Genomic DNA, 21,564 nt, shown 5'->3' on the forward strand with positions numbered 1-21,564 from the left:
CCGATCATTTATCTCCGGCGAGGCATTTATTAGCTGGATACAAATACATAGATTAACTTGATTATTTAAGTCATATTTACTACACACATAAAATTCCTGACAGAATCCTTTATGCGGCAGCGGTAGTTTTTGACCTGATAATGTGGAACTTCACCTCCCTTTTTAGAAATTACAGCGCAGAACTGCAACGTTTCCTGCGTCGCCGCGGTGCTGCGCAGGATGTGGCGGCAGACCTGACTCAGGAGACTTTTCTGCGCCTGATGACAGCAGCGCGTAAAAATAAATTTGCAACCCTGCCCGATAATCACAAAGCCTATCTTTTCCGCGTAGCTGCTAACTTGCAGACCGACCATGCCCGCAGCCAGAAACTGAACCCGCTGGCAGGCCACACCGCCGCATTAAGCGAAACATTTGCCGATCCCGCGCCGCTGGCCGATGAAATTTTGATCAGTGCTGAATTCATGCGCATACTCGAACAGGCTTTGTCGGAAGTGCCGGATATTCCGCGTCGGGTTTATCTCATGCGGCTTGACGGCAAGACATTTGCTGACATTGCCCGTGAATTGCATCTGCCGCTGCAAACTGCCTATAGCCAGATGAACCGCGTGATGATCCATCTGCAATATCGCATCAGTCAGGCGGAAAACGGCCCGACAGGTAAACGCGCATGACCACCAAACCAGATATCAGCGACAATGAACACTGGAGCGCTGAGGCCGAACAGGCACTCGATCCGGTGATGCGCAGGGCAATCGACTGGTTTACAGTGCTGAGTGACGGACAAGCCGGTGCAGAGACAATAGCCGCGCATCGGCGCTGGATTGCAGCCGATCCGCACCATGCCGAGGCCTATAGAAAAGCAGAAATACTCTGGGCAGGTACAGCGCAGATGCACCGGATGCAAAAGCGCAAGACAACGCGCCGCATGAACCGGCGCAATTTCGGCAAGCTATTGTTGCTCGCCGCTTTTGGTGCAGGCAGCTATGGCGTGATGAAAACAACCGCACCGGATTTTCAAACTGCCAGCGGTGAGCGCCGTCTTGTGGCTTTAGCGGACGGTTCGCAAATTCATATGTCCGGCGGCACTGCTCTGTCCGTCAAAATAACAGAGACGCAGCGCAATATTATCCTGCATCACGGCGAAGCCTATTTCAGCGTTGCACGCGGTCAGGCGCCTTTCACTGTTCAGGCAGCTTCCGGCCGTGTGACAGCGCTTGGCACAAAATTCAATATCGCTTTGCTCAATGATCTGGCTGAAGTTCTGGTGACAGAACATGCTGTTCGCATTGATTATGCTGCACAATCCGTCACGTTGCAGCGGGGACAAAAACTCACTTATGAAAAGCAGCAGATCAGCGCCCCGCTACCTGCGGACGACCAGATTGATTTGTCATGGCTGGAAGGACGGCTGGTTTTCATCGACAAGCCTTTGAGTGATATTGTTCAGGTGCTCAATCGCTGGTCGGCAGAGCAGCTGATATTAATGGATAGCAGCCTTGCACAACGTCCGGTGACACTGGTTGTCAATATTCAGGATATTGATACGGTTTTGACACAACTCACCCAAACATTGCCGATTAAGGCCCGCCATATACCACTATGGGGCACGCTGATTTATAGCGCCTAGAGCGCCGTGTGCCAGACTTGGCACACATAGGTCGCTCTAACACTTTCAAATTAGCGGAAAACTGCGCTTTCAAATTATTTTTAAAAATATGATAATTTTTATCAGAAAATCACAAAAGCTTTCCGTCTTACAGTCAGAACCTGTTTGCTGATCTGGAGAAACGGAATGCCATTGCCGGTAAAAAGCGGAAACCTCAAAAAGCGTATGATTTTGCGTCCGCAAATCTGGGCCTGTTCTGTGGCGATTGCTGCACTCATGATGCCTGCGGCTCATGCACAGCAGCCTGAAGCAACTGCGACGGCTGCCGCAGAAGCAAAACGTGACTTTTCGCTTGCTGCACAACCACTGTCTTCAGCGATTGTGCGCTTTGCAGCGCAAACCGGCACGAATATTCTTGTTGACGGCACCCTGCCCGCCAATATCCGCACCGCACCCGTGCGAGGCAAGCTGAGTATCGATGCGGCGCTTGCACAAATGCTCAGCGGCACAGGCTATTCCTATCGCCGCAATGATGCGCGCTCTTTCACCCTGATCCGCCCCGGCGCACAGAATGCGGCAAAGGCAGGTGATGCGGATGTGCAGCTGAATGTGATTACCGTCAGCACCGGCACGCCGAGTGTCAGCGGTCTGGTTGCCGGTAAAGATGCTCCTTATGAAACAACTGCGGCGGTAACCTCCATTGATGCGGCTACACTTCAGGAGAAGAATGCCGGTAATATTGATAATGCCCTGCGCGCATCTGCAGGCACATTTACCCGCAAGGCAATGTCCGGTGCCGGTGTTGCGGTCAATATACGCGGCATGGAAGGCTATGGCCGTGTGAATATGATGATTGACGGTGCCCGCCAGAATATCCGCGTGATGGGACATGGCGTGTCCGGCGGCTCTGCCTTTGTCGACAGTGATCTGCTGGCCGGAATGGATATGGGGCGCGGTTCTCTGGGTGGTGCTGCCGGTGTCGGCACGCTGGGCGGGGCGGCCAATTTCCGCACTTTGGGTATTGATGATGTGATCTTGCCCGGCAATTCCTATGGTGCCATGTCGACCATTAAATTCGGCAATAATGCCTATGACTGGTCAAGAATGGCTGCAGCCGGTGCTCGCACGCAAAACGGCATCGGTATTATGGGCGCTTTCAACCGTCGCGACTCCGGTGCACCGAAAAGCGGGGTGGATGAAAAAGGCCGCCGCCTGATCAATCCCAACCAGCAGGAAGATCTGAAATCCGGCCTTGCCAAACTGGAATTTGGCAATGGTGAGGATCACAAGCTGCTGCTGGGCGGTGTCTGGTATAATAATAAATCCACAATACGCAGTGAACCGCAGACCTACCGCAATCAGACTTATACGGCGCGTTATGATTTCACGCCCGATAATGACCTGATCGATCTGACCGCTAACGCCTATTATAATGATGCGCAGGTCAGATTTACGGAAGGAAATTATGCAGGGCAGTTCACCCGCGATAAGGGTATGGGGATTGATGTCACCAATCGCAGCCATCTGGATCTGACCAATGATGTTGCGCTGAAACTGACCTATGGCGGTGCATACTATCATGATGATGTGACCAATGGTCAGTCCTGGGGCACAGGCGGCCCCGGAGACGGCAAAATCGGCATTGGCAGCCTGTTTACCGATGCGACTTTCTCCTATGGCATGTTCGATCTGACAACCGGCTTCCACTATGACACATTCCGGCTGCAGGGTGATGTTGCCAGAAAACGCGGCAGCGAAACCGTGCTTGAAGCGATCGATCGGTCTGACAGCAGCCTCAACCCGCGGGTAACACTGGCTGTAACACCTGTGAACGGCATCCAGCTCTACAGCACCTATGCGAAAACCTTCCGTCCGCCGACTGTGACTGAAACTTTCTTCCCTGGCGCACATGGCAAGACACCAAACCCGACCAGTCCTAATCCTGATCTCGAAGGCGAGACCAGCAAGGGTTGGGAATTCGGTGTGAATGTGCTGGAAAAGAATGTGTTGGCCTCCGGCGATGCCCTGCGCATGAAAGCCAATTATTTCAGCAATGATGTCGAAAATTACATCACATCGGGCCCTTACTCGATGAAGAATATGCCGATGCTGAAATTCATCAATATACCGGGTAAAACCCGTATCAAAGGTTTTGAACTGGAAGCCAATTATGACAGCGGTTTTGCTTTTGCCGGTATTTCCTACTCAAAAACCAAAACAGATCTGCCTTATGGCATGTGGTCAGACGGTTTTGGTATTGGCGAGCTGAATGGTCTGCCGGACTATACTGTGACCATTAATGCCGGTTTCCGCGCATTGGATGAAAAACTGACAATCGGTGGACAAATCCGCCGTGTCGGCAAGACCAAAGCGGTGAAACCGCCGATGGGACCTCAGCTGATTGATGTTGAAGGCTATATGCTTGCAGATGCCTATGCATCCTACAAATATAATGAAAATGCGACCTTCTTCCTCAATATTGAGAATATCACCAATCAGGCTTACAAGCCTGCGCAATATATGGATGCACAAAAACTCGGCCGTGGCCGCACGGTTATCGGCGGCATGACACTGCGTTTCTGATCCGCATAAAAATGATCGGAGCGCTGATGATACTTCAGCGCTCCGCTTAGAGCATAATTTTAAAGTGCCAGAGCGAGTTTTGTGCGCCCCTTGTGCGTCCAACGGGGGCACGAAGCTTTAGTGTGCAGCACCGACATAGAAATATGTACCGGCCATTGCACCGTTCAATCCGCAATAAGGCACAGTGCCGGAAGGCCCGTTTTCCGTGAGCTTCAAGACTGAACCTGCACGGATCAGCTCTATCGTCCAGCCATTATCGACCGCAACTTTCCCTTTTGCTTCGCCGTCAGGCTCTACAACACCTTCAGCATTGCATGTCCAATAGCCTGTGACCTGTTCAGTACCATTACCGTCGAATGTAAGCTTGCCTGCTTTATCGGCAGAGATTGTGAGCAGCGCATTATTGTTACGCCATGTACCCTGCAATCCCGCCGGAGGCGTTGGCTCAACAGTACCGAGGATTTTCTCCCTGTTGGTCAAAGTGAACTCAAGCCGCTCAGTCAGCCTCTCCTGCGTTTGTGTGGTCAGAGTGAAAAGTTCATCTCTGTCTGCAATGAACTGCCGCTGATCATTCCTCAGGGCTGCGGCCGCTTCATTATCCAGCTTCTTCAGCAATTCCGCATAGGTTTCAGCAAGTTTCTTATCAGCTGCAGCAATCTCCGCAGATGCACAAATAGCCTTCTCGACATCACCGGATGCTTTTGCGCAATCAAAGGAAGGTGCAGCCTGAGCCGTCATCAAACCTGCGGTTAAAGCCGCCAGCGCCCAGCCGGATTTATGCATAAAAGAAATCAGCATTATGAAAGCCTTTCAGTGCAAATATGAACCGGTCGTCAGACCGAATATCAACAAGCTATACAAAAATGAATTTCCATAAAACCGCATCAGCGCATCACAATAGATTACACAATTTCATCAGCAACAATTTTGACATCGAAACAATAATTGCAAAATTATATCTTCCAGCAGTTTTTGTTGTTTCCTGTTGCGCCAGATATAAAAACAATGCTCTTTATGAGCCCCGTAAAGTTTACGCCAACACAATAACATTATTGGAGTCGCGGTTATATGAGATATCGCAATATTACCCTCATTTGCGGCCTAGCCACTTTCCTGACCGTTCCGGCAGTTGCAGTCTCTGCTCAACCCTTGTTTGAAATAACAGCCGTAAACCGCGATGTCGTTCCCGCCGGTGTGCCCGCAGCCTTTGAAGTTGCATTCCCGAAAGCTGCGCGCAGTGAGGCCAAAGTCACAGTCGGCGATGATAATTTCCTTTTTGTGCCTTTAGCATTCATCCCGCTATCTGATACCCGTGTTGCCCTTGTGAGCACCGGTGCCAATGAATGCACCAGTCAGGCCTGTTCAGGTCTCAATGCTGTCCATTATCTGGATCATGATGCAGGCGAACCGCGATATCCCTATACATCTCAGGGTGAATGGCTGAATGTCGGCATGACAGGCGTTGTCGGTAATCCCGCAGACAGTTGGGGATGGAGCGCAGATATTGCTGACGCGCCGGTTCTCTACACAGAAGGCGGTGGCGGCGGACAGGGACTTTTCTGCTCATTCGGCGTTCTGACCGAACTTGGCGCATCCGGTCCTGTTGAAATCGCACGCATCCCAGTCGCTTTCTCCGATGCCCGTGATGAAGCAACAGCCAAAGAAATTACCGGCATGATTACTGCCGCTGAAAAGGGCAAAAGCATTACGGTTTCCTACAAGAGCGGATCAGAGAATTTTCAGGAAGTCTATAAGCGCGGCGCAGACGGGCGCTTCACCCTTGAAGGTCAGAGCCGCGTTCCTTCCTGCTGAACTACCGGATGAAAACACCCGCAAACCGGCCGGAGGGGATTTCCCCTTCGGCAATTATATTGACCGCAATAGAAAAATAATGTCTTTTTATATAAGCAATACTTAAAATCCAACATTCGGAACGGAGCGTCTATGGCAGCAGAAGGGCTTGGACAAACACTCGGACCGGCAGTGGTACTTCTCGCAGCAGGTGTGGCGGCTGTACCGCTTTTTCGCAGACTTGGTCTGGGCTCTGTACTTGGCTATTTCGCTGCCGGTGCTCTTGTCGGACCATCCATTCTGGGGCTGTTTACCGACCCTGCCACAATTCTGCATTTCTCCGAGCTCGGCGTTGTCATGTTTCTCTTTGTCATCGGACTGGAGATGCGCCCGAGTAAACTCTGGACGATGCGGCATCAGATTTTTGGCCTTGGCTTGGCGCAGGTGCTTGGCTGTATCGCCCTGCTCAGCGGTGTCGGAATGCTTCTCGGGCTTGCGCCCGTCACAGCCCTGATTGCCGGAGCGGGTTTTGTCCTCTCTTCGACAGCCGTCATCATGTCCATGCTGCAGGAACGCGGTGAGATCGCGACGCCTGAAGGACAAAAAGCCGTTTCCATTCTGCTGCTTGAAGATCTGATGATCGTACCTCTGCTGGCACTGGTGGCTTTTCTTGCACCCCAGCAGCAGGAGGCCAGCGGCCTGACCGGTATCGCAATTGCCGTCGGTGCCATTCTGCTGCTGATCGCCGTCGGGCGATGGTTGCTTGATCCGTTTTTTGCCTTGCTGGCGCGCGCCCGTGCCCGCGAAGTTCTGACGGCCGGTGCCCTGATTGTCGTGCTCGGAGCCGCATTGCTGATGGAAGCCAGCGGCCTTTCCATGGCAATGGGTGCCTTTCTGGCCGGTGTAATGCTTTCCGGATCGAGTTATCGCCACCAGATTGAAAGCGACATTGAGCCTTTTAAAGGGCTTTTAATGGGACTGTTTTTTCTTGCCGTCGGCATGTCGCTCGATCTCGGCATTGTCGCAACCGACTGGCCGACGATCCTCTTATTTCTGATTGCCTATATTCTTACCAAAGCCGTCGGAATTTACAGTGTTGCACGGCTTTTCGGCTCAAGTCACCATCATTCACTGGAACGTACCCTGCTCTTTGCGCAGGGCGGTGAATTCGCTTTCGTGCTCTACACTTCAGCTTTCGGCAACGGCCTTATCGATGCCCGCGACAATGCTTTGTTTTCAACGGTGATTATTCTGTCCATGGCCGTCACGCCGCTGATCCTGCTGGCAGGCGCAAGATTTATGAAACAGGAAACCGTTTCCCTCGACGGCGTGGAGCCGGTTTGCAATCTGAAAGGCAGGGTTTTGCTGATCGGCTTCGGGCGTTTCGGACAGATTGCGTCACAATTGTTGCTGGCACATCAGACAGAAGTCGCCATCATTGAATCCGACCCGAACCGTATCCGTGAAGCGCAGAAATTCGGTTTCAGGATTTTCTATGGCGACGGTTCACGGCTCGACATTTTGCATCATTCCGGCGCAGATGAAGCTGAAATCATTATGATCTGTATTGATGATCCCAAAGTGACCAATCACATTGTTGATCTGATTAAACAGCATTTTCCCGTTGCAAAACTTCTTGTACGATCGTTTGACCGAACCCATTCCATTGAATTGCGCAAGGCCGGTGTTGATTTCGAATTGCGCGAAACCTTTGAATCCGCACTGCTCTTCGGTATGGAAGGGCTGCGCCAGCTCGGTCTTGATGATGAAAGCGCGGTTGATACGCTTTATGATATCCGCAGCCGCGATGCCAAACGTCTGACGGAACAGGTTCAGGGTGACATTTTTTCCGGACGCGAACAATTGCTCACCGGCACTCCTGTGCCGGAACCGCTGACCCAACCGGCAAGGACCAGCACCGCAGAAGATACGCCTCAATAACCGTCAGCATGCATCAGACTTTACCGGAAGCCCGTTGCGGTTATTTTCACTTCCCGCAGGTTCATATTCATCTGGTTTTGAAAACGGGCAACCGCCGCATCACTAAGACGGCGGATCATCACTTTGTCACCGCGTTTGAGCGCATCAATATAGGCCGCATGCTGGACAAGAAAATTCAGCATTGAGGTTTCTGCGAGCGCCTGACGCTCATCATTACCCAAGCGGGAAAATCCCGGATTATTGCTCAAGGCCTGCCGGATTTGCTGCCGCACAGCACTCGCTTGCTGCTGGTTATTATCGCTGCCATTGGCCATCATCCAGTTCAGGATCAGATAGGCAGCAACGGCATCAACCACATCGCCGGAGCGAAATCCGTCCGCCTTAACAATACTGACCCAGCTGGCGACCGGATTACGTTTGCGGAAGATTTCCCGCACTTGCTGTCCGGCCTGACGTCCCGATGTTTTTTCCACGAAATCCGTAAATTGTCTTTGCACCCGTAATGATACAGCCGGAGATACCCGATAGGTTGTGGAAACCGCTCTTTGCTTGCTTTTCCTCTGCGGTGCAGGGCGCTCCCGCGCAGAGGGCATCATATTATCACGCATGGACTGATGCATCTGTCCGAGCGCATCACTTGCCGCAAAATTCTGGAACAGATAATCCTGCGCCATGCCGGAATTCGGCACTCCGAGGAACAGGATAACCGCCCAGCAGAGGCGTTTGCTACTCACGCAATCTCTCCGTATCACGTTGAGGAAAGCTCAGAATATTCAGATCATGGTAGCAGATGATTTTTCTGTGTCCATAAAGTGGCCAAAGCTTCATAAAAATCTGAGGACGCGTCTTTGATTGACCACAGTTGAAACAATAAGTGTAATGTCACCACCGGAAAGCGCTGATATTGAATATTTCAGTCAATGGAACAATTTCACCTATTTCATGAGTTGAAACAGCTATGACAATCATTCGCAAAATACCGGTACTGAAAATCATTATTACAATTGCAACATTGTATAGTGCGCCGGTTTTTGCGGCCAATATCACATTGGACAGTTTCATCGGTGCAACAACCGATATCGATGCCGCAAAGCTTGAAAAACTGGCCGTTGCGGTTGAGGCAAATCTGCCAGAAACAGCCAATCATTTGCAGAGCAATATTGGTGGGCGCAAAGCCCTGCAACAATACGCATCTGCTATGCTGACACATGGGCAGGCAGAGCGTTTAGGCAAGCAATGGGCGGGGCTTATTGCGAATAGTGCTATGCTGGACAAGGCTGAGAAGAAAGACGGCAGCATCTGGTTTCCCCATGCAAAAGATGCCGGTTTCTTTGCCGGTGGCATTGCCGCAGCGCTCAGCCAATACCCTCAGACGACCGGAAATTTCAGCACCGGAGCCGGTCTGACTGCACCGGCAGCAGGGCAGGATATTGCGGAATGGTTCTCCCAATCTGTATCTGCGCTGTCGCGTCCGGCGCGTGCTGCATTCGACCAATCCCTGCGTGCCGCTGCCGTGCACTGAATATGTTGTTCGGGGAAAAGTTTAAAGATGACAAATATTTATCCCGCTTATAGAAGTGCGTAACAGCAAATTCCGTTACCATGAAAAGCGAGACCGGATATGGCCTTCGACATCATTCTTTCTCAGGGCCGTATTGCCGACCGTACATCGGGCGCAATTCCCGGTGCCGCCCTCACCGCCGCTATGGTTGGGGAGCTCATCCCCGCAACGGTCACCACGGTCGGAACACCTTCACCGGCCAAAGAGGATGACTGGTCAGAGAGCCTGCCTCAGGCGCATGACACATTAACCGCGATCAGCAATGCTGTAGCAAACAGCCTTCGCCAAAACCGGATACCGGTTTTGCTTGCCAATACCTGTTCAGCAAGTCTCGCCAGTCTGCCTGTAGCTGCCCGCGAACGACCGGACAGTGTGGTTTTGTGGATCGACGCTCATGGCGATTTCAACACCCCTGCCACAACCGGCTCCGGCTATCTTGGCGGTATGGTTGTCGCTGCGGCCTGCGGCCTCTGGGACAGCGGTTCAGGAAGCGGCTTGCGGCCGGAACAGGTGATTATTGTCGGCGGTCGGGACATTGATGATGAAGAGGCTGCATTGCTGCAAAAAGCCGGTGTCCGCGTTATTCCGCCATCAGAAGTAACACCGGAAGCCATTATGAAAGCCACCGGCGATGCACCGGTCTGGATTCATGTTGACTGGGATGCGCTTGAACCGGGCTTTGTGCCTGCCGCTTATAAAGTGCAGCACGGCTTGCTGCCGGAACAACTCCGCGCATTATTTGCAGCACTGCCGCGTGAGAAAATTGCAGGGATTGAACTTGCGGAATTTGAAGCATCGGATGACGATCAGGCCAATGCTGCGGCTCTGGGCATTCTGAAAGAGATTGTCACTCCTTTATTCACAAAAGGGTAATGTCCAACCTGCTGACTACTCACAGGCAATCTCAGGGCTTAGCGATGACGCGCCGTCGCTTCTGATCGTGCTGCATATGAATACCTGTATGAAAGCGCAGTTCCGGCAATTGCGCTTTCACTGACACAGCCTGTGCCGCCAAATTACGTGTTACTTCTGCACAGGCCTGTTCATAATCAGCCGCTTCCAGCCATATTTCCAGAAGTTGCTGCCCGTGCTGTACAGTCCGGTAATCGCTGATACCGGTCTTGGCTGTTGCCATCGCCTGCCGGATAAGATCAGACGGAATCATACGCAATGTGCCGTCTGCTGTGCGCCAATAGAGAATATCATCGCAGCGCCCCTCAATCCGCTTAAGACGAAGACTGGCGCAACCGCACGGACAAGGTTCATTATCGGGGATTAATATATCGTCGAGACGATATTTCAGCACCGGCTGTGTCTCGCGCGTCAGATCCGTGATGATTGGAGCAAATGCGCCGCTGGCTTCATCAATTATATCACGCTCAATATGCATATAGGCTTCGTTAAGATGCAGATTACCTGCGCGGCAGGTCATGCCCAATACACCTTCCGTGCATTGATAGACCTGATCGACCCGTATGCCAAACACCGTTTCAATCGCGTTTTTGTCCTCCGGTGACAGCACTTCTGCCACGGAGATAATACAGCGCGGGGCGATATTGATTATCCGCTCCTTCTGCGCCTGTGCCAGCAGACCAAGAATTTGTGCCGGTGCAATCAGCACTGTGGGCTGCTGATCCGCAAGCCTTTGCAAATGGCTGTTAAATGATTGTAACAGATCATAAAATTCAAAACTGATCAGCGCATTGCCCAGCCGCTCATAGAGCATATTATTGGCGCGCAGAAACAGAGACACACGCTGTCGCTGCAGGAATGACGGTGAAAAGCGCCCCAGCATCAGCGCCGCCCATAATGCACGTTCGCGCTTGTTCGAGGCAAAAAGCCCGCGTTGTCCTGATGTGCCGGTGGAAAGCCCCACAGCAATATTGCGGATCATCGGTGCGAAATCACGCTCCTGCTCAGAGGTCAGCGCAATATGCAGTGCTTCTTCCTTCGAGATACCAGCGGTGTTGATATCGGTAAAATGCTCCATCATCAGAGCTTTATTCATCAACGGCCAGTCAGATAACGGCTTACCGGCATAAGGCGCATAAAAAGGAGAGCGTGGCATGATATTGCGGCGTAAATGCTGAAACGCCTTTTGCTGATGCTGCGCAATCGCCTCACGGGATGCAAAACCCTTGCCATATCGGGCACGGAGAAAGACGGTAAGCGGGTTCATCCTCTCTCCCCGTGGCTGTTCAAAGGATAGGCTTCCATGCAATGCGAAGCCATAATCCGCACCTGCGGATTGGCCAGATGGAATGCGCGCAGCTTTGCAAAAATCTCAAGAAAAGCATTGCGGTCGCCAAGACGGCGCAAAGTCATATCGGGCGGCAACCGGTTTTGTCTCAGTGCTTCAAGGCTCCAGATTGCATCCGCCACCAGAAAAATTGCGCCTTGTGTTGTGGCAGGCAGAAACAAACCTGTCTGACCAAAGCCATGCCCCGGAAGTTCCACGACCAGCGCCGACTGATCGCCCAGAAGATCATAGCCATTGCCGAAAGCCTCAAGCCCGTAAGTTGCAAGGCTGACGCAAGGCAATGACTCGACGGCCTGCAAATTCAGAGACTGTAGCTTATCGCGGATGAGCGCCGGACATCCCGCCTTTAAAGTCGCAAGACGGGTTGCGGTCAGTTTCTCAATCGCCTGACGCGATGTTATAACCGGCGGTATTGCATGCAGATCGAACAGGCCCGACACATGATCGGCATGAAGATGCGAAAGAAAAACAAGATCGGGCTGAGCAATGCCACGCTTTTGTAACTGTTTTGGCAGGCTGTCATCAGCATCAAAGGTTACGGGTGTCAGCCAACGGTAAATCCGCTCAGGGAAAGCTGCAGTTGCCTCTCCGAACAGCTTACCGTACCCCGTATCAAACAGAATTGTGCCGCGTACCGGATGGCGCAGCACTGCAATACCGGCAGGAAAACGCCCGATACGCCACGGTGCACCGCGCTGCGTCATCGCCAGCGGCCCGCTGCAATAGCCGACATGAAAAGATGTAAAATCCAGAATGGTTTCAGAGATTGCCGGCATAATCTTTAATACCATCCTCAATCGCCACGGCTGGTCTGTATCCCAATTTTACCTGCGCTTTACTGATATCCAGTGTCAGACTGCGACCGAGCGATGCCACCGCCTGACAGGTCAGCACCGGCTCGCGGTCAGGTGCGAAAATGCGATGCAAAAATTCCAGCCCTTTGGCCAGCCGCATGGCATTACCATAGGAAATATGAATTTCACGCGGATGAGCATCATTTAATGCACAGACCGCTGCCAGCAATTCCGAGAAACGGTAAGCCTTGCCGGACGTGATATTGAAAACCTCACCGCAGGCATTTTCACTGAAACCGGCCAGCGCCATAGCCTGTGCTGCATCGGACACATGAGTAATATCGATCCGGCTTTGCCCGCCGCCGATCATTGGCACCCGCCCGCGGCGGATTGCCTGCAACAAACGCGGCATCAGTGAGCGGTCACCGGTGCCGTAAATCGCTCTGGGACGTAACGCACTGGTGCGCATAGCTCCCTGCCGGTCTGCGACAAGCACCAGACATTCCGCTTCATATTTGGTACGGGCATAATGACTGGGAAAAATTGCAGGCAATTCCGCATCTTCTGCCAGATTAAACCGGTCTTCTCCGTTGGCATAAATACTCGGTGAAGATGCGAAGACAAACCGCGCCACATCCGCTTTGCGTGCAGCATCCAGCAGGCGCTGTGTCGCGGTTACATTGATCGCCTGAAATTCCTCCGCTTTACCCCAAGCTGTTGAAAGAGCGGCGCAATGAAAGACAATATCAACCTGCTGAAAGGCTTGCACCGGATAATCGGCGCGCAGGTCAAAAGGAATAAACTCAATCCCCTGCGCTTGCAGCAATTGACCGGCATACGCATCACGCCCCTGTGCCAGAACCTGATGTCCCTGCGCAGACAGATATTTTGCCAGAGTGTTGCCGAGGCATCCTGTTGCCCCTGTCACAAGTATCTTTGCCATTAATACCGCAATATTGTTCCGCCGATAGAAATCCCTGCCGAAGTACCGGCAAGCAAGACCAGATCATTGCGCTTAAGCCGTTGTTCCGTCACCGCCATATGCAGTGCCATCGGAATGGATGTGGCGATCTGATTGCCGAAACGCGAAAATGTCTGAATAACCTTATCCGGATGAAGTCCGATCCGTGCCAGCCCGTGTGTCAATGACGGGCCGCTCGCCTGATGAGGAATGATACAGTCAATATCAGCAATATTCAGCGCACCTTGCGCGAATAAACGCTTCAAAAATCGTGGCAGATAACGCGCTGTTACACGGAAAGCCGCCTGCCCGTTCATGCGAAAATAAGAAGCATCCGCTGCCGCCACCGGATCAACCGCGGCTGATATTCGTGTGCCGCCACCAGCGAGAACACAGGCATCGCGCCCTTCCGAATAGGTTTCAAATCGGCTGGCAAGCAGACCTTCCCCGTCGGCTGTCAGCACAACGGCTGCTGCACCATCGCCAAAAATGGCGGCAACATCCGGCTCATTCCAGTCCAGACCGACTGAGGCAATATCTGCGGAAAAGATCAGTACATTGCGAGCAAGCCCCAGTTGAATTTTCATAGCGGCAAGATCAAGCGCCTGAATAAAACTGAGACAGGTTGCATTCACATCATAAGCTGCAATACCGGATTTCCCCAAACCCAGCCGGTGCTGAACCAATGTGGCCGTTGAAGGAATAACCTGCTCCATAACCCCGCAGGCGCCAAGGATAAGATCAAGCTCCTGCGGCGCAATACCGGCAGCATCCAGTGCCTGCAATGCGGCCTGCTCAGCCATGAAAGAACTGGTTTCCGCACCTTGCGCCACATAGCGGGCATTGAGGCCAAAGCGGTTTTCCACAGTACCGGACGGCCAGTCCAGCATCGCATCAATTTCCGTGGAGAGAACACATTTTTCAGGCAGATAAGCGCCGGTTCCTGCGATTTTCAACCCTGGTTTCAATCCGGGATTTCCCGCACCATTTTCAACGATGGCCATTGATACTCGCATTTAAATTATGGTGTTCCTTAACGGGGTCGCATGATAGCCGGCCTCCGTCAAGAGACGTTTTGTAACGGAGTTTAGTGACAATGACGGCAAAGTCAGGCTATTTAACGGGTCTGTGTTTCAGCGAAAGAGCATGTTTCGCAGACGGGAAATGAGCGGGAGACCGGATGAATTCGCTGTATTTGCGCCTTTGGGCTATGCTGACCGGCTGGGGTGCTGTCGGGCTGATTTACAGCCTGACCAGCAGTCAGGATCAGGCATCGGCCATCATGCTGCAACCGTCAGCGATTGATTTGTGGTTTGATTTCGACCCGAATGCTATCTGGCTATACTTGTCATTTTTCCCGCTGGTGGCGCTGGCATATCTGTTTTGCCCGCAAACACGGCTGATCTGGCTGGCGAGATCCATGCAGCTTTCTGCCTTAGGCGCAGGGATCATTTTCACTTTCTGGCCGACAACAATGCAGTTTCCGCCGGTTACACAGGATACATTCAGCGCCTCGGTTCTGAAATTGCTGATCCAATATGATTCATTGCAGAACTGCCTGCCGTCCCTGCATGTGACGCTCACAATACTGGCAGTCTGTGCGCTCTGGCAAAAAACGCATATTCTGCGCAGCTCCGTTATAGCGCTGTGGGGCGCAGCGATTACAGTGTCTATTCTGCAATTACATCGCCACCAATTCGTAGACCTGCTCGGCGGTGCGGCTCTGGCTATCTGCGCAGGCCTGCTCACGCAACGGGTGCTGAATATCAGAGCGGAAATGGCTGTGAGGCGCGCCACATGATCGCTATTACCTTTCCGATTTTTCTGCTGATTATCCTTGTGCTCAGTGAAATGATTATCCTGAGCAAAACAGGCAAGGAAAAAGTCGACTGGCATGATGTGGTGTTCAACCTCAATTCCGGCCATCTGATGCTCTGGCTGTTTCGTGGTCTGGAACTTGCCTGTTATGGTTTTATTGTTGCAAATTTCAGCCTGAATATTGTGTCGGAGTGGTCACCGGTCTGGCTGTGGTTGTTTGCTATTCTGATGTGGGATTTCTGCTTTTACTGGCTGCATCGTCTGCATCATAAATTCGCGCTGCTCTGGGCCGTGCATGTGGTGCATCATCAGGGAGAGCATTTCAATCTGTCGCTGGCCGTGCGTAATTCATGGTATTCCTCCCTCGCCTCCATTCCTTTCTTTATTCCCATGGCACTGCTGGGCGTTCCGCTATCCGTCTTCATTACGGTTTCGGTGCTGCATTATGCAATCCAGCTGATGAACCACAGCGCTCTCACGCCAAGGCTTGGTTTTCTGGAATATATTCTGGTCACACCGGCACATCACCGCATCCATCATGTGGATGACAGAGCCTATTCGGACTCGAATTATGCAGGAAGTTTTGTGTTCTGGGACAGGCTGTTCGACACCTATCGTCCGGATCTGCCCGAAACAGATTTCGCCTATGGCGTAAAAGGTAACAAGTCTTCACAAAACCCGTTCGTTGCCAGCAATGAGCCTTTCCGCCAATATTTGCAGGCACGCAGAGAAAAGAAACAACAGAAAGCGCCGGATTTTGTCAGTTCCGGTTTTATTATTTTAAGCGGCGCGGTCATCCTGTTTGCGCTCGTTACCGGCTATATCTGGCTCTATGGCTATCAGCTCAGCCAATCTGTCACAGAACAGGCTTTGCTGTTTATTTTCCTCGCAACCGGCTCCATTGCTTTAGGCGGTATCAGTGAGGGCAGACAATGGGCAGTGCTAAGCTGGTTTGCGATTACATGGCTGATGCTGCTCAGTTTTGCGCTGTATTTTCAATGGCACGGCCTGTTCTGGATGATTTTTATGGCTGCCTTAGCCGCACACAGTACCGCAGTATTATTCGGCTGGGGGCGCACTACCGTAATCCACAGCGCTGACACCCTGAAATAATCTCTGCAACCTATCCGGTAAAACATCCGTCTTAGTCGCATTGACTCTCCGGCGAAGAAGCCGTATCGAAAGATGATTAATCGTTTAATCAAGATCGTCTTATGTCCGATTCCCTGCAACCAAAACAAACGGTCAATCTTAGCGATGTCGCTAAGGCTCTTGGCGTGTCAGTTGCAACGGTGTCCAATGCCCTGTCCGGCAAAGGACGCGTATCGGCCAGTCTTATCTCCCGCATTAAAACTAAAGCTGTCCAGATGGGTTATATCCCGAGCCATACAGGGCGGGCTTTACGTACAGGGCGCAACAGCGTGCTCGGTCTGGTTTTGCCGGATATTGCCAATCCGCTGTTTCCGCAGATTGCGCAGGCGATTGAAGCAGCGGCTGCGGCTGCCGGTTATGGTATTCTGATTGCAGACTCGCGCGGCGATGTCAGTCTGCAGACTGAGGCGATCAACCGCTTGATTGAATATGGTGTCGATGGTCTGGTGATTGTACCGCGTCTTGGCACCCGCATTGCGGATCTGGATATTCCTGTCGCGGTGATCGACAGCCCTTCAACCCCCGGCAATACTGTTGCGGCGGATCACTGGCAGGGCGGCGAACTGGTAGGACAACATCTGCTGTCCGGCGGACACCGTAAAGTGCTGCTGATCGGTAAAAATCCGGCCTCTATCGTGCAAAATGACCGCTTAGGCGGTATTCGCGCAGGATTAGGCAGACAAACAGACATTGATGTTCTGTGGATCGAACATCACGAGGCTGAATTCGGCAAAGGTGCCCATCTCGGCCTGAATGAGAAAATTGCATCCGGCACAACGGCCATTGCCGCCGTGTCCGATGTGCATGCCCTGCGTGCGATGACAGAGCTGTATCACAGCGGTTACCGTGTGCCGGATGATGTCAGTGTTATTGGTTTTGATGACTTGTTCTGGGCGTCAGGTATTACGCCTGCGCTTTCCACCGTGCGTATGGATTTGCCGCGCATCGGTGAAATTGCCATTGCCTCACTGGTACAGGTGATTGAGAGCAAAAGTGAAAACCGCAAAGGACCGGTGCCGACTTTCGGCACCTCCCGCGTACCGATGACACTGATTGCCCGCCAAACATGCCGTTCTATTCTGTCTGATCACTCATCAGAGCATTTCCAGTATCAATGAAAATATCAGAAATGCTCTGTCTCTTTGTTCTTATCGCATTATCCGGACGAAAAACCGGTTCCCACTTTTTCTGGAAATGCTCCAACTCCGCAAAAGGACTTTAAAAGTGCTGAAGAAACTCATCGCCGCATCCACCATGGCGCTTCTGACCACAGCGTCTTATGCCGCTGACAAGACCCTGACCATCTCGGTTTACGCTTTTGCGCAGGATGACTTCAAAGAAATCCTCTACAAGCCGTTTGAAGAAAAATGCGGCTGCAAACTGGTTGTTGAAACCGGCAACAGCGTAGAGCGTCTGGCTAAAATGGAAGCCAACAAAGCCAGCCCAGTTGTGGATATGGCTGTTGTTTCCATGGCGGATGCGCTGCAAGCCTCCCGTGCCGGTCTGATCGACAAGATCGACACAGCCAAACTGTCCAACTTTGACAAGCTCTACGACATTGCCAAAGACCCGAACAAAGACGGCATGAGCGTTGGCTACACCTTCTACGCGACATCCATCGTCTACCGCACCGACAAGATGAAAATCGAGTCCTGGGCAGATCTGCTGAAGCCTGAATATGCACCGCATATTGCTTTCCCGAATGTGACCACCAATCAGGGCCCGACAGCACTCTATATGCTGGAAAAATCCCTCGGCCATAATGAAGCTGATCTGAAAAACGCCATTGCTGCGGTTGGTGAGAAATCCAACGATATCGTAACTTTCTACGTTAAATCCTCGCAGCTCGTTCAGCTGATGCAGCAGGAAGAAATCTGGGCAGCGCCAATCGGCCGTTTCTCCTGGGCGCCTTTCACCAAGCTTGACCTGCCGCTCGGCTGGGCAACACCGAAAGAAGGCCAGACCGGCGGCATGAATGTGATGGTTGTTGCCAAGGATTCCAAGAACCGTGATCTGGCGCTCGAATTCATGGACTTCTGGCTCTCCACCGAAATTCAGACCAAGATTGCTGAAAAGCTGGTCGACAGTCCTGCCAATAAGGAAGTCAAGGTTTCCGACGAAATTGCCAATAATCTCACCTATGGCGAAGAAACCGCTAAAAGCCTTCAGCTCATTCCGTCCGATGTCGTTCTCGATAACCGTGACACATGGCTGAAAGAATGGAACGCCAAAATCGGCCAGTAATCCGGCCACAATAACAGCAGCTGCCCGTAACATTTTCAGTTCACGGGCAGCTTTCTTTTTTGATCTATGTCCCCGCCTCCAGCTAGAGCGCCGGGCGCCCTCTCGGGCGCACAAAGGTCGCTCTAACACATTATATTTACACCATAATTCCTTAAATTGTTTCAAATTTAAGGAATTATGGTGTAGGCCACCTGTCTTATAGGAAAGCTTATGTTCAACAACCGCACCGAAGCCATGTGGCTGGCCTTGCCGGCAGCGCTTTTCGCGGCACTTGTCTTCCTCGTCCCAGTTATTCTTCTGCTGTCTGAAGGTTTCAGATCGACAGAAGGATGGACAATTGCCCCATGGATTGATTTTTTCTCCGAGCCGATGAACCGAACCGTGTTCTGGCGTACCCTGCGGCTGGGGCTGGAAGTAACCGTTGTCGCTGCGATTATCGGCTATGCCACCGCATGGGCGATTGTCGGGCTGCCTGCCAATTCCAAAGGCCGGATGATCGGTCTGATCATGCTGCCTATGATGATCTCGCCGGTTGCCCGCACCTATGCGTGGATCGTTATTCTCGGCCGCACCGGTATTATCAATCAGGCCTTGCAGGCTGTGGGCTTAAGCGATGCGCCGCTGCGTATTCTGTTCACCGAAACCGCGATTTTTATCGGTCTTCTGCAGCTCTTCCTGCCGCTGATGGTGATCTCGCTGATCAGTGCGCTGGAAAACCTGCCGAAAGATGTGGTGCCTGCAGCCCGCGTGCTCGGTGCCAGCTGGTTTACCGTTTTCTGGAAAATCATTCTGCCGCTGACCAAAGAGGGTCTGGTTGTGGGCGGTACTCTGGTCTTCACCGGTTCGCTCACCGCCTATATCACACCGGCCATTCTTGGTGGCTCCAAGGTGCTGATGCTGGAAACACTGCTCTATCAGCACGTAACCGTATCCAATAATTTTGCTGCGGCCAGCGTTATCGCACTCATTCTCGTCGTGATGAGTTTCGCCGCTAATATTCTTCTGAAGCGTATTGCAACAGTGAAGGGCAAAAAATGAACTCGAATTTGCTTTCACGGCTGATTAATCCGGCCAATCTGGTTCTCTGGCTCGTTATTGTCTTTCTGATCGGCCCGTTCCTCATCATCGTTGCCGCCTCTTTCTCGGCAGGCGACACACTGGCATTCCCGCCGCAGGGCTTCTCGCTGAAATGGGTCTATAAGGTCTTTACCATCGAGAGTTTCCAGCAAAGCTTCGTCACCTCCATGGTTCTGGCGGTCGGTGGTACTCTGGTGACTTTGGCACTCGGCGTACCGGCAGCCTATGCGATGGCACGTTATGACATGCCGTTTTCTGAAACCGTGCGCACGATCGTATCCTCACCAATCATCGTGCCGGGTATTATCGTCGGTCTGGCGCTTCTGCGCTATTTCGTGGTGCCGGTTGGTATGTCCATTACGCTGGCGCTGTTTCTGGCACATACGGCACTGGTGCTGCCTTATGCGGTGCGTGTGGTGTCTGCCAGCCTCAATAATCTGCGCTCCGATATGGAAGAAGCAGCTGTGCTGCTCGGTTGCTCGCGCGCCGGTGCGTTCTTCCGCGTGGTGATGCCGAATATCAAAGGCGGTATTCTTTCCGCTTTCATTCTCGGTTTTGTCACCAGCTTCAATCAGGTGCCGGTGTCGCTGTTCCTCTCCGGCCCCGGTGTACGCACCCTGCCAATCGATATGCTGGGCTATATGGAAATCGTTTTCGATCCTTCCATCGCCGCCCTCTCCTCTCTGCTTGCTTTTCTGTCCATGGGCATTGTCCTTCTCGCAGAACGTTTCCTAGGATTCTCCCGCTATGTCTGATCAAGCCTTTCTTACTCTCGACCAGCTGACACTGCGTTACGGCAACACCACGGCCGTGGATAAGCTCAATCTCACAATCAACAAAGGTGAGTTGCTGGCGCTGCTCGGCCCTTCAGGCTGCGGTAAAACCACCACCATGCGTGCGATTGCAGGCCTGATGGATGTGGCAGGCGGTACTATCCGTCTTGACGACAAAGACATTACCCGTGTTGCTGCCAATAAGCGCGAAATCGGGCTGGTGTTTCAGTCCTATGCGCTGTTCCCGCATCTGACCGTGTTCGACAATGTTGCCTTTGGTCTCAAACTCAAAGGTATCAAGGGCGATGAACTGCGCCAGAAGGTTGAAAGCGGCCTGAAATCTGTTGGTCTGGCCAAATTCGCTGACCGTAAGCCGCCGGAATTGTCCGGTGGTCAGCAACAGCGTGTTGCCCTTGCCCGCTCGATGGTGATGGAGCCGAAAGTGCTGCTGCTGGATGAGCCGCTGTCCAATCTGGATGCGCGTCTGCGTCTCGACATGCGCACCGAATTGCAGCGCGTGCAGCAGGAAACCGGCGTCACCATGATCTTCGTGACCCACGATCAGGCAGAAGCGCTGGCGCTCGCTGACCGTATCGTGGTGATGCGTGCCGGTGCGATTGAACAGATCGGCACACCTGAAGAAATCTATAACCATCCGGCATCGCGCTTTGTGGCTGACTTTGTCGGTTACGAGAATGTCTATGCGATCCGCGACGGCAAACTCTATTCCGAAACTGCTGAAGTGCCACTCAATGCAGTGTTGCCGAAAGCTGCCGGTCTGGCGTTCCGCCCGAAGATCGTCACGCTTGGTTCCGGCCCGCTCAAAGGTATTGTGCGCGGCGCGGCATTTGCCGGCAACACTCGTGAATATGTGCTGGAAACACCATTCGGCTCTGTCAAAGCGGATGTTGATGCCACATTGCCTGCCTATGCACTGGGCGATGAAGTTGCCTTTGATCTGCCAATTGATCAGGCGGCAATTCTGGAACGGGAGTAACTTTCA

General features: G+C 52.4%; 20 protein-coding genes. 14 read left to right on the forward strand and 6 right to left on the reverse strand.

Annotated features, from left to right (window positions below; translation table 11 throughout):
* Positions 1 to 140: 140 nt before the first annotated feature.
* The 3 genes from F7P81_RS03005 to F7P81_RS03015 all read left to right on the forward strand — a co-directional run bounded on the left by F7P81_RS03005 (position 141) and on the right by F7P81_RS03015 (position 4,189).
* The gene (locus F7P81_RS03005) at positions 141 to 671 is read left to right on the forward strand and encodes an RNA polymerase sigma factor (protein ID WP_151158519.1); all 531 of its coding nucleotides are present in this window, start codon (positions 141 to 143) and stop codon (positions 669 to 671) included.
* The gene (locus tag F7P81_RS03010) at positions 668 to 1,627 is read left to right on the forward strand and encodes a FecR family protein (protein WP_151158520.1); all 960 of its coding nucleotides are present in this window, start codon (positions 668 to 670) and stop codon (positions 1,625 to 1,627) included. Before F7P81_RS03005 ends, F7P81_RS03010 begins: the two co-directional genes overlap by 4 nt.
* Positions 1,628 to 1,792: 165 nt before the next feature.
* On the forward strand, positions 1,793 to 4,189 hold the full coding sequence (locus F7P81_RS03015) for a TonB-dependent receptor (protein ID WP_151158521.1): 2,397 nt from the start codon (positions 1,793 to 1,795) through the stop codon (positions 4,187 to 4,189).
* Between the two features lie 117 nt (positions 4,190 to 4,306).
* Here the strand turns inward: F7P81_RS03015 and F7P81_RS03020 are convergent, their stop codons facing one another.
* The gene (locus F7P81_RS03020; protein ID WP_151158522.1) at positions 4,307 to 4,987 is read right to left on the reverse strand and encodes a lysozyme inhibitor LprI family protein; all 681 of its coding nucleotides are present in this window, start codon (positions 4,985 to 4,987) and stop codon (positions 4,307 to 4,309) included.
* Positions 4,988 to 5,257: 270 nt separating this feature from the next.
* Here F7P81_RS03020 and F7P81_RS03025 point away from each other — a divergent pair, with 270 nt between their 5' ends.
* Together F7P81_RS03025 and F7P81_RS03030 are read left to right on the forward strand one after the other, a co-directional pair.
* On the forward strand, positions 5,258 to 6,001 hold the full coding sequence (locus tag F7P81_RS03025; RefSeq protein WP_151158523.1) for a hypothetical protein: 744 nt from the start codon (positions 5,258 to 5,260) through the stop codon (positions 5,999 to 6,001).
* 132 nt (positions 6,002 to 6,133) lie between these two features.
* Positions 6,134 to 7,921 carry a monovalent cation:proton antiporter-2 (CPA2) family protein gene (locus tag F7P81_RS03030; protein WP_151158524.1) on the forward strand — a complete coding sequence of 596 codons (1,788 nt, stop codon included), beginning with the start codon at positions 6,134 to 6,136 and terminating at the stop codon, positions 7,919 to 7,921.
* Positions 7,922 to 7,941: 20 nt separating this feature from the next.
* Here the strand turns inward: F7P81_RS03030 and F7P81_RS03035 are convergent, their stop codons facing one another.
* The gene (locus F7P81_RS03035) at positions 7,942 to 8,655 is read right to left on the reverse strand and encodes a DUF6683 family protein (RefSeq protein WP_151158525.1); all 714 of its coding nucleotides are present in this window, start codon (positions 8,653 to 8,655) and stop codon (positions 7,942 to 7,944) included.
* 224 nt (positions 8,656 to 8,879) lie between these two features.
* Here F7P81_RS03035 and F7P81_RS03040 point away from each other — a divergent pair, with 224 nt between their 5' ends.
* Both F7P81_RS03040 and F7P81_RS03045 read left to right on the forward strand, forming a co-directional pair.
* Positions 8,880 to 9,443 (forward strand): hypothetical protein, encoded by a 564-nt coding sequence (locus F7P81_RS03040; RefSeq protein WP_151158526.1) that lies wholly within the window; start codon positions 8,880 to 8,882, stop codon positions 9,441 to 9,443.
* 99 nt (positions 9,444 to 9,542) lie between these two features.
* Positions 9,543 to 10,355, forward strand: coding sequence for an arginase family protein (locus F7P81_RS03045; protein ID WP_151158527.1), 813 nt, complete (start codon positions 9,543 to 9,545; stop codon positions 10,353 to 10,355).
* A 31-nt stretch (positions 10,356 to 10,386) separates the two neighbouring features.
* Here the strand turns inward: F7P81_RS03045 and F7P81_RS03050 are convergent, their stop codons facing one another.
* Genes F7P81_RS03050 through F7P81_RS03065 form a run of 4 tightly spaced genes read right to left on the reverse strand, consistent with a single transcriptional unit; the run spans position 10,387 to position 14,513 of the window.
* Entirely contained in the window at positions 10,387 to 11,661 is a 1,275-nt protein-coding gene (locus F7P81_RS03050; RefSeq protein WP_151158528.1) for a F390 synthetase-related protein, read from the reverse strand.
* Positions 11,658 to 12,518 (reverse strand): MBL fold metallo-hydrolase, encoded by an 861-nt coding sequence (locus F7P81_RS03055; RefSeq protein WP_170265205.1) that lies wholly within the window; start codon positions 12,516 to 12,518, stop codon positions 11,658 to 11,660. Before F7P81_RS03055 ends, F7P81_RS03050 begins: the two co-directional genes overlap by 4 nt.
* Complete coding sequence (locus F7P81_RS03060; protein ID WP_151158530.1) at positions 12,502 to 13,479, reverse strand: NAD-dependent epimerase/dehydratase family protein; 978 nt, start codon at positions 13,477 to 13,479, stop codon at positions 12,502 to 12,504. The genes F7P81_RS03055 and F7P81_RS03060 overlap by 17 nt, the downstream gene beginning before the upstream one ends.
* Complete coding sequence (locus F7P81_RS03065) at positions 13,479 to 14,513, reverse strand: 3-oxoacyl-[acyl-carrier-protein] synthase III C-terminal domain-containing protein (protein ID WP_210246197.1); 1,035 nt, start codon at positions 14,511 to 14,513, stop codon at positions 13,479 to 13,481. The genes F7P81_RS03060 and F7P81_RS03065 overlap by 1 nt, the downstream gene beginning before the upstream one ends.
* 164 nt (positions 14,514 to 14,677) lie before the next feature.
* On the opposite strand from F7P81_RS03065, the gene F7P81_RS03070 reads away from it, so the two are divergent.
* The 7 genes from F7P81_RS03070 (at position 14,678) to F7P81_RS03100 (ending at position 21,558) form a co-directional block, all read left to right on the forward strand.
* Positions 14,678 to 15,298 (forward strand): phosphatase PAP2 family protein, encoded by a 621-nt coding sequence (locus F7P81_RS03070; protein ID WP_151158531.1) that lies wholly within the window; start codon positions 14,678 to 14,680, stop codon positions 15,296 to 15,298.
* Positions 15,295 to 16,428, forward strand: a complete 1,134-nt coding sequence (locus tag F7P81_RS03075; RefSeq protein WP_151158532.1) for a sterol desaturase family protein — start codon at positions 15,295 to 15,297, stop codon at positions 16,426 to 16,428. Before F7P81_RS03070 ends, F7P81_RS03075 begins: the two co-directional genes overlap by 4 nt.
* Positions 16,429 to 16,529: 101 nt before the next feature.
* Entirely contained in the window at positions 16,530 to 17,585 is a 1,056-nt protein-coding gene (locus tag F7P81_RS03080) for a LacI family DNA-binding transcriptional regulator (RefSeq protein WP_151158533.1), read from the forward strand.
* Between the two features lie 109 nt (positions 17,586 to 17,694).
* Complete coding sequence (locus F7P81_RS03085) at positions 17,695 to 18,711, forward strand: ABC transporter substrate-binding protein (protein ID WP_075654766.1); 1,017 nt, start codon at positions 17,695 to 17,697, stop codon at positions 18,709 to 18,711.
* A gap of 210 nt (positions 18,712 to 18,921) precedes the next feature.
* Complete coding sequence (locus F7P81_RS03090) at positions 18,922 to 19,749, forward strand: ABC transporter permease (RefSeq protein WP_022709509.1); 828 nt, start codon at positions 18,922 to 18,924, stop codon at positions 19,747 to 19,749.
* On the forward strand, positions 19,746 to 20,543 hold the full coding sequence (locus tag F7P81_RS03095) for an ABC transporter permease (RefSeq protein ID WP_151158534.1): 798 nt from the start codon (positions 19,746 to 19,748) through the stop codon (positions 20,541 to 20,543). Before F7P81_RS03090 ends, F7P81_RS03095 begins: the two co-directional genes overlap by 4 nt.
* Complete coding sequence (locus F7P81_RS03100; RefSeq protein ID WP_151158535.1) at positions 20,536 to 21,558, forward strand: ABC transporter ATP-binding protein; 1,023 nt, start codon at positions 20,536 to 20,538, stop codon at positions 21,556 to 21,558. The genes F7P81_RS03095 and F7P81_RS03100 overlap by 8 nt, the downstream gene beginning before the upstream one ends.
* Positions 21,559 to 21,564: the final 6 nt, after the last annotated feature.

Source organism: Pseudochrobactrum saccharolyticum (assembly GCF_008801715.1).
Taxonomy (GTDB): Bacteria; Pseudomonadota; Alphaproteobacteria; order Rhizobiales; family Rhizobiaceae; genus Pseudochrobactrum; species Pseudochrobactrum saccharolyticum.

Coding starts and splice junctions, on each gene's coding strand:
- F7P81_RS03005 (WP_151158519.1), top strand. CDS start 141: ATGTGGAACTTCACCTCCCTTTTTAGAAATTACAGCGCAGAACTGCAA.
- F7P81_RS03010 (WP_151158520.1), top strand. CDS start 668: ATGACCACCAAACCAGATATCAGCGACAATGAACACTGGAGCGCTGAG.
- F7P81_RS03015 (WP_151158521.1), top strand. CDS start 1,793: ATGCCATTGCCGGTAAAAAGCGGAAACCTCAAAAAGCGTATGATTTTG.
- F7P81_RS03020 (WP_151158522.1), bottom strand. CDS start 4,987: ATGCTGATTTCTTTTATGCATAAATCCGGCTGGGCGCTGGCGGCTTTA.
- F7P81_RS03025 (WP_151158523.1), top strand. CDS start 5,258: ATGAGATATCGCAATATTACCCTCATTTGCGGCCTAGCCACTTTCCTG.
- F7P81_RS03030 (WP_151158524.1), top strand. CDS start 6,134: ATGGCAGCAGAAGGGCTTGGACAAACACTCGGACCGGCAGTGGTACTT.
- F7P81_RS03040 (WP_151158526.1), top strand. CDS start 8,880: ATGACAATCATTCGCAAAATACCGGTACTGAAAATCATTATTACAATT.
- F7P81_RS03045 (WP_151158527.1), top strand. CDS start 9,543: ATGGCCTTCGACATCATTCTTTCTCAGGGCCGTATTGCCGACCGTACA.
- F7P81_RS03050 (WP_151158528.1), bottom strand. CDS start 11,661: ATGAACCCGCTTACCGTCTTTCTCCGTGCCCGATATGGCAAGGGTTTT.
- F7P81_RS03055 (WP_170265205.1), bottom strand. CDS start 12,518: ATGCCGGCAATCTCTGAAACCATTCTGGATTTTACATCTTTTCATGTC.
- F7P81_RS03060 (WP_151158530.1), bottom strand. CDS start 13,479: ATGGCAAAGATACTTGTGACAGGGGCAACAGGATGCCTCGGCAACACT.
- F7P81_RS03065 (WP_210246197.1), bottom strand. CDS start 14,513: ATGCGAGTATCAATGGCCATCGTTGAAAATGGTGCGGGAAATCCCGGA.
- F7P81_RS03070 (WP_151158531.1), top strand. CDS start 14,678: ATGAATTCGCTGTATTTGCGCCTTTGGGCTATGCTGACCGGCTGGGGT.
- F7P81_RS03075 (WP_151158532.1), top strand. CDS start 15,295: ATGATCGCTATTACCTTTCCGATTTTTCTGCTGATTATCCTTGTGCTC.
- F7P81_RS03080 (WP_151158533.1), top strand. CDS start 16,530: ATGTCCGATTCCCTGCAACCAAAACAAACGGTCAATCTTAGCGATGTC.
- F7P81_RS03090 (WP_022709509.1), top strand. CDS start 18,922: ATGTTCAACAACCGCACCGAAGCCATGTGGCTGGCCTTGCCGGCAGCG.
- F7P81_RS03095 (WP_151158534.1), top strand. CDS start 19,746: ATGAACTCGAATTTGCTTTCACGGCTGATTAATCCGGCCAATCTGGTT.
- F7P81_RS03100 (WP_151158535.1), top strand. CDS start 20,536: ATGTCTGATCAAGCCTTTCTTACTCTCGACCAGCTGACACTGCGTTAC.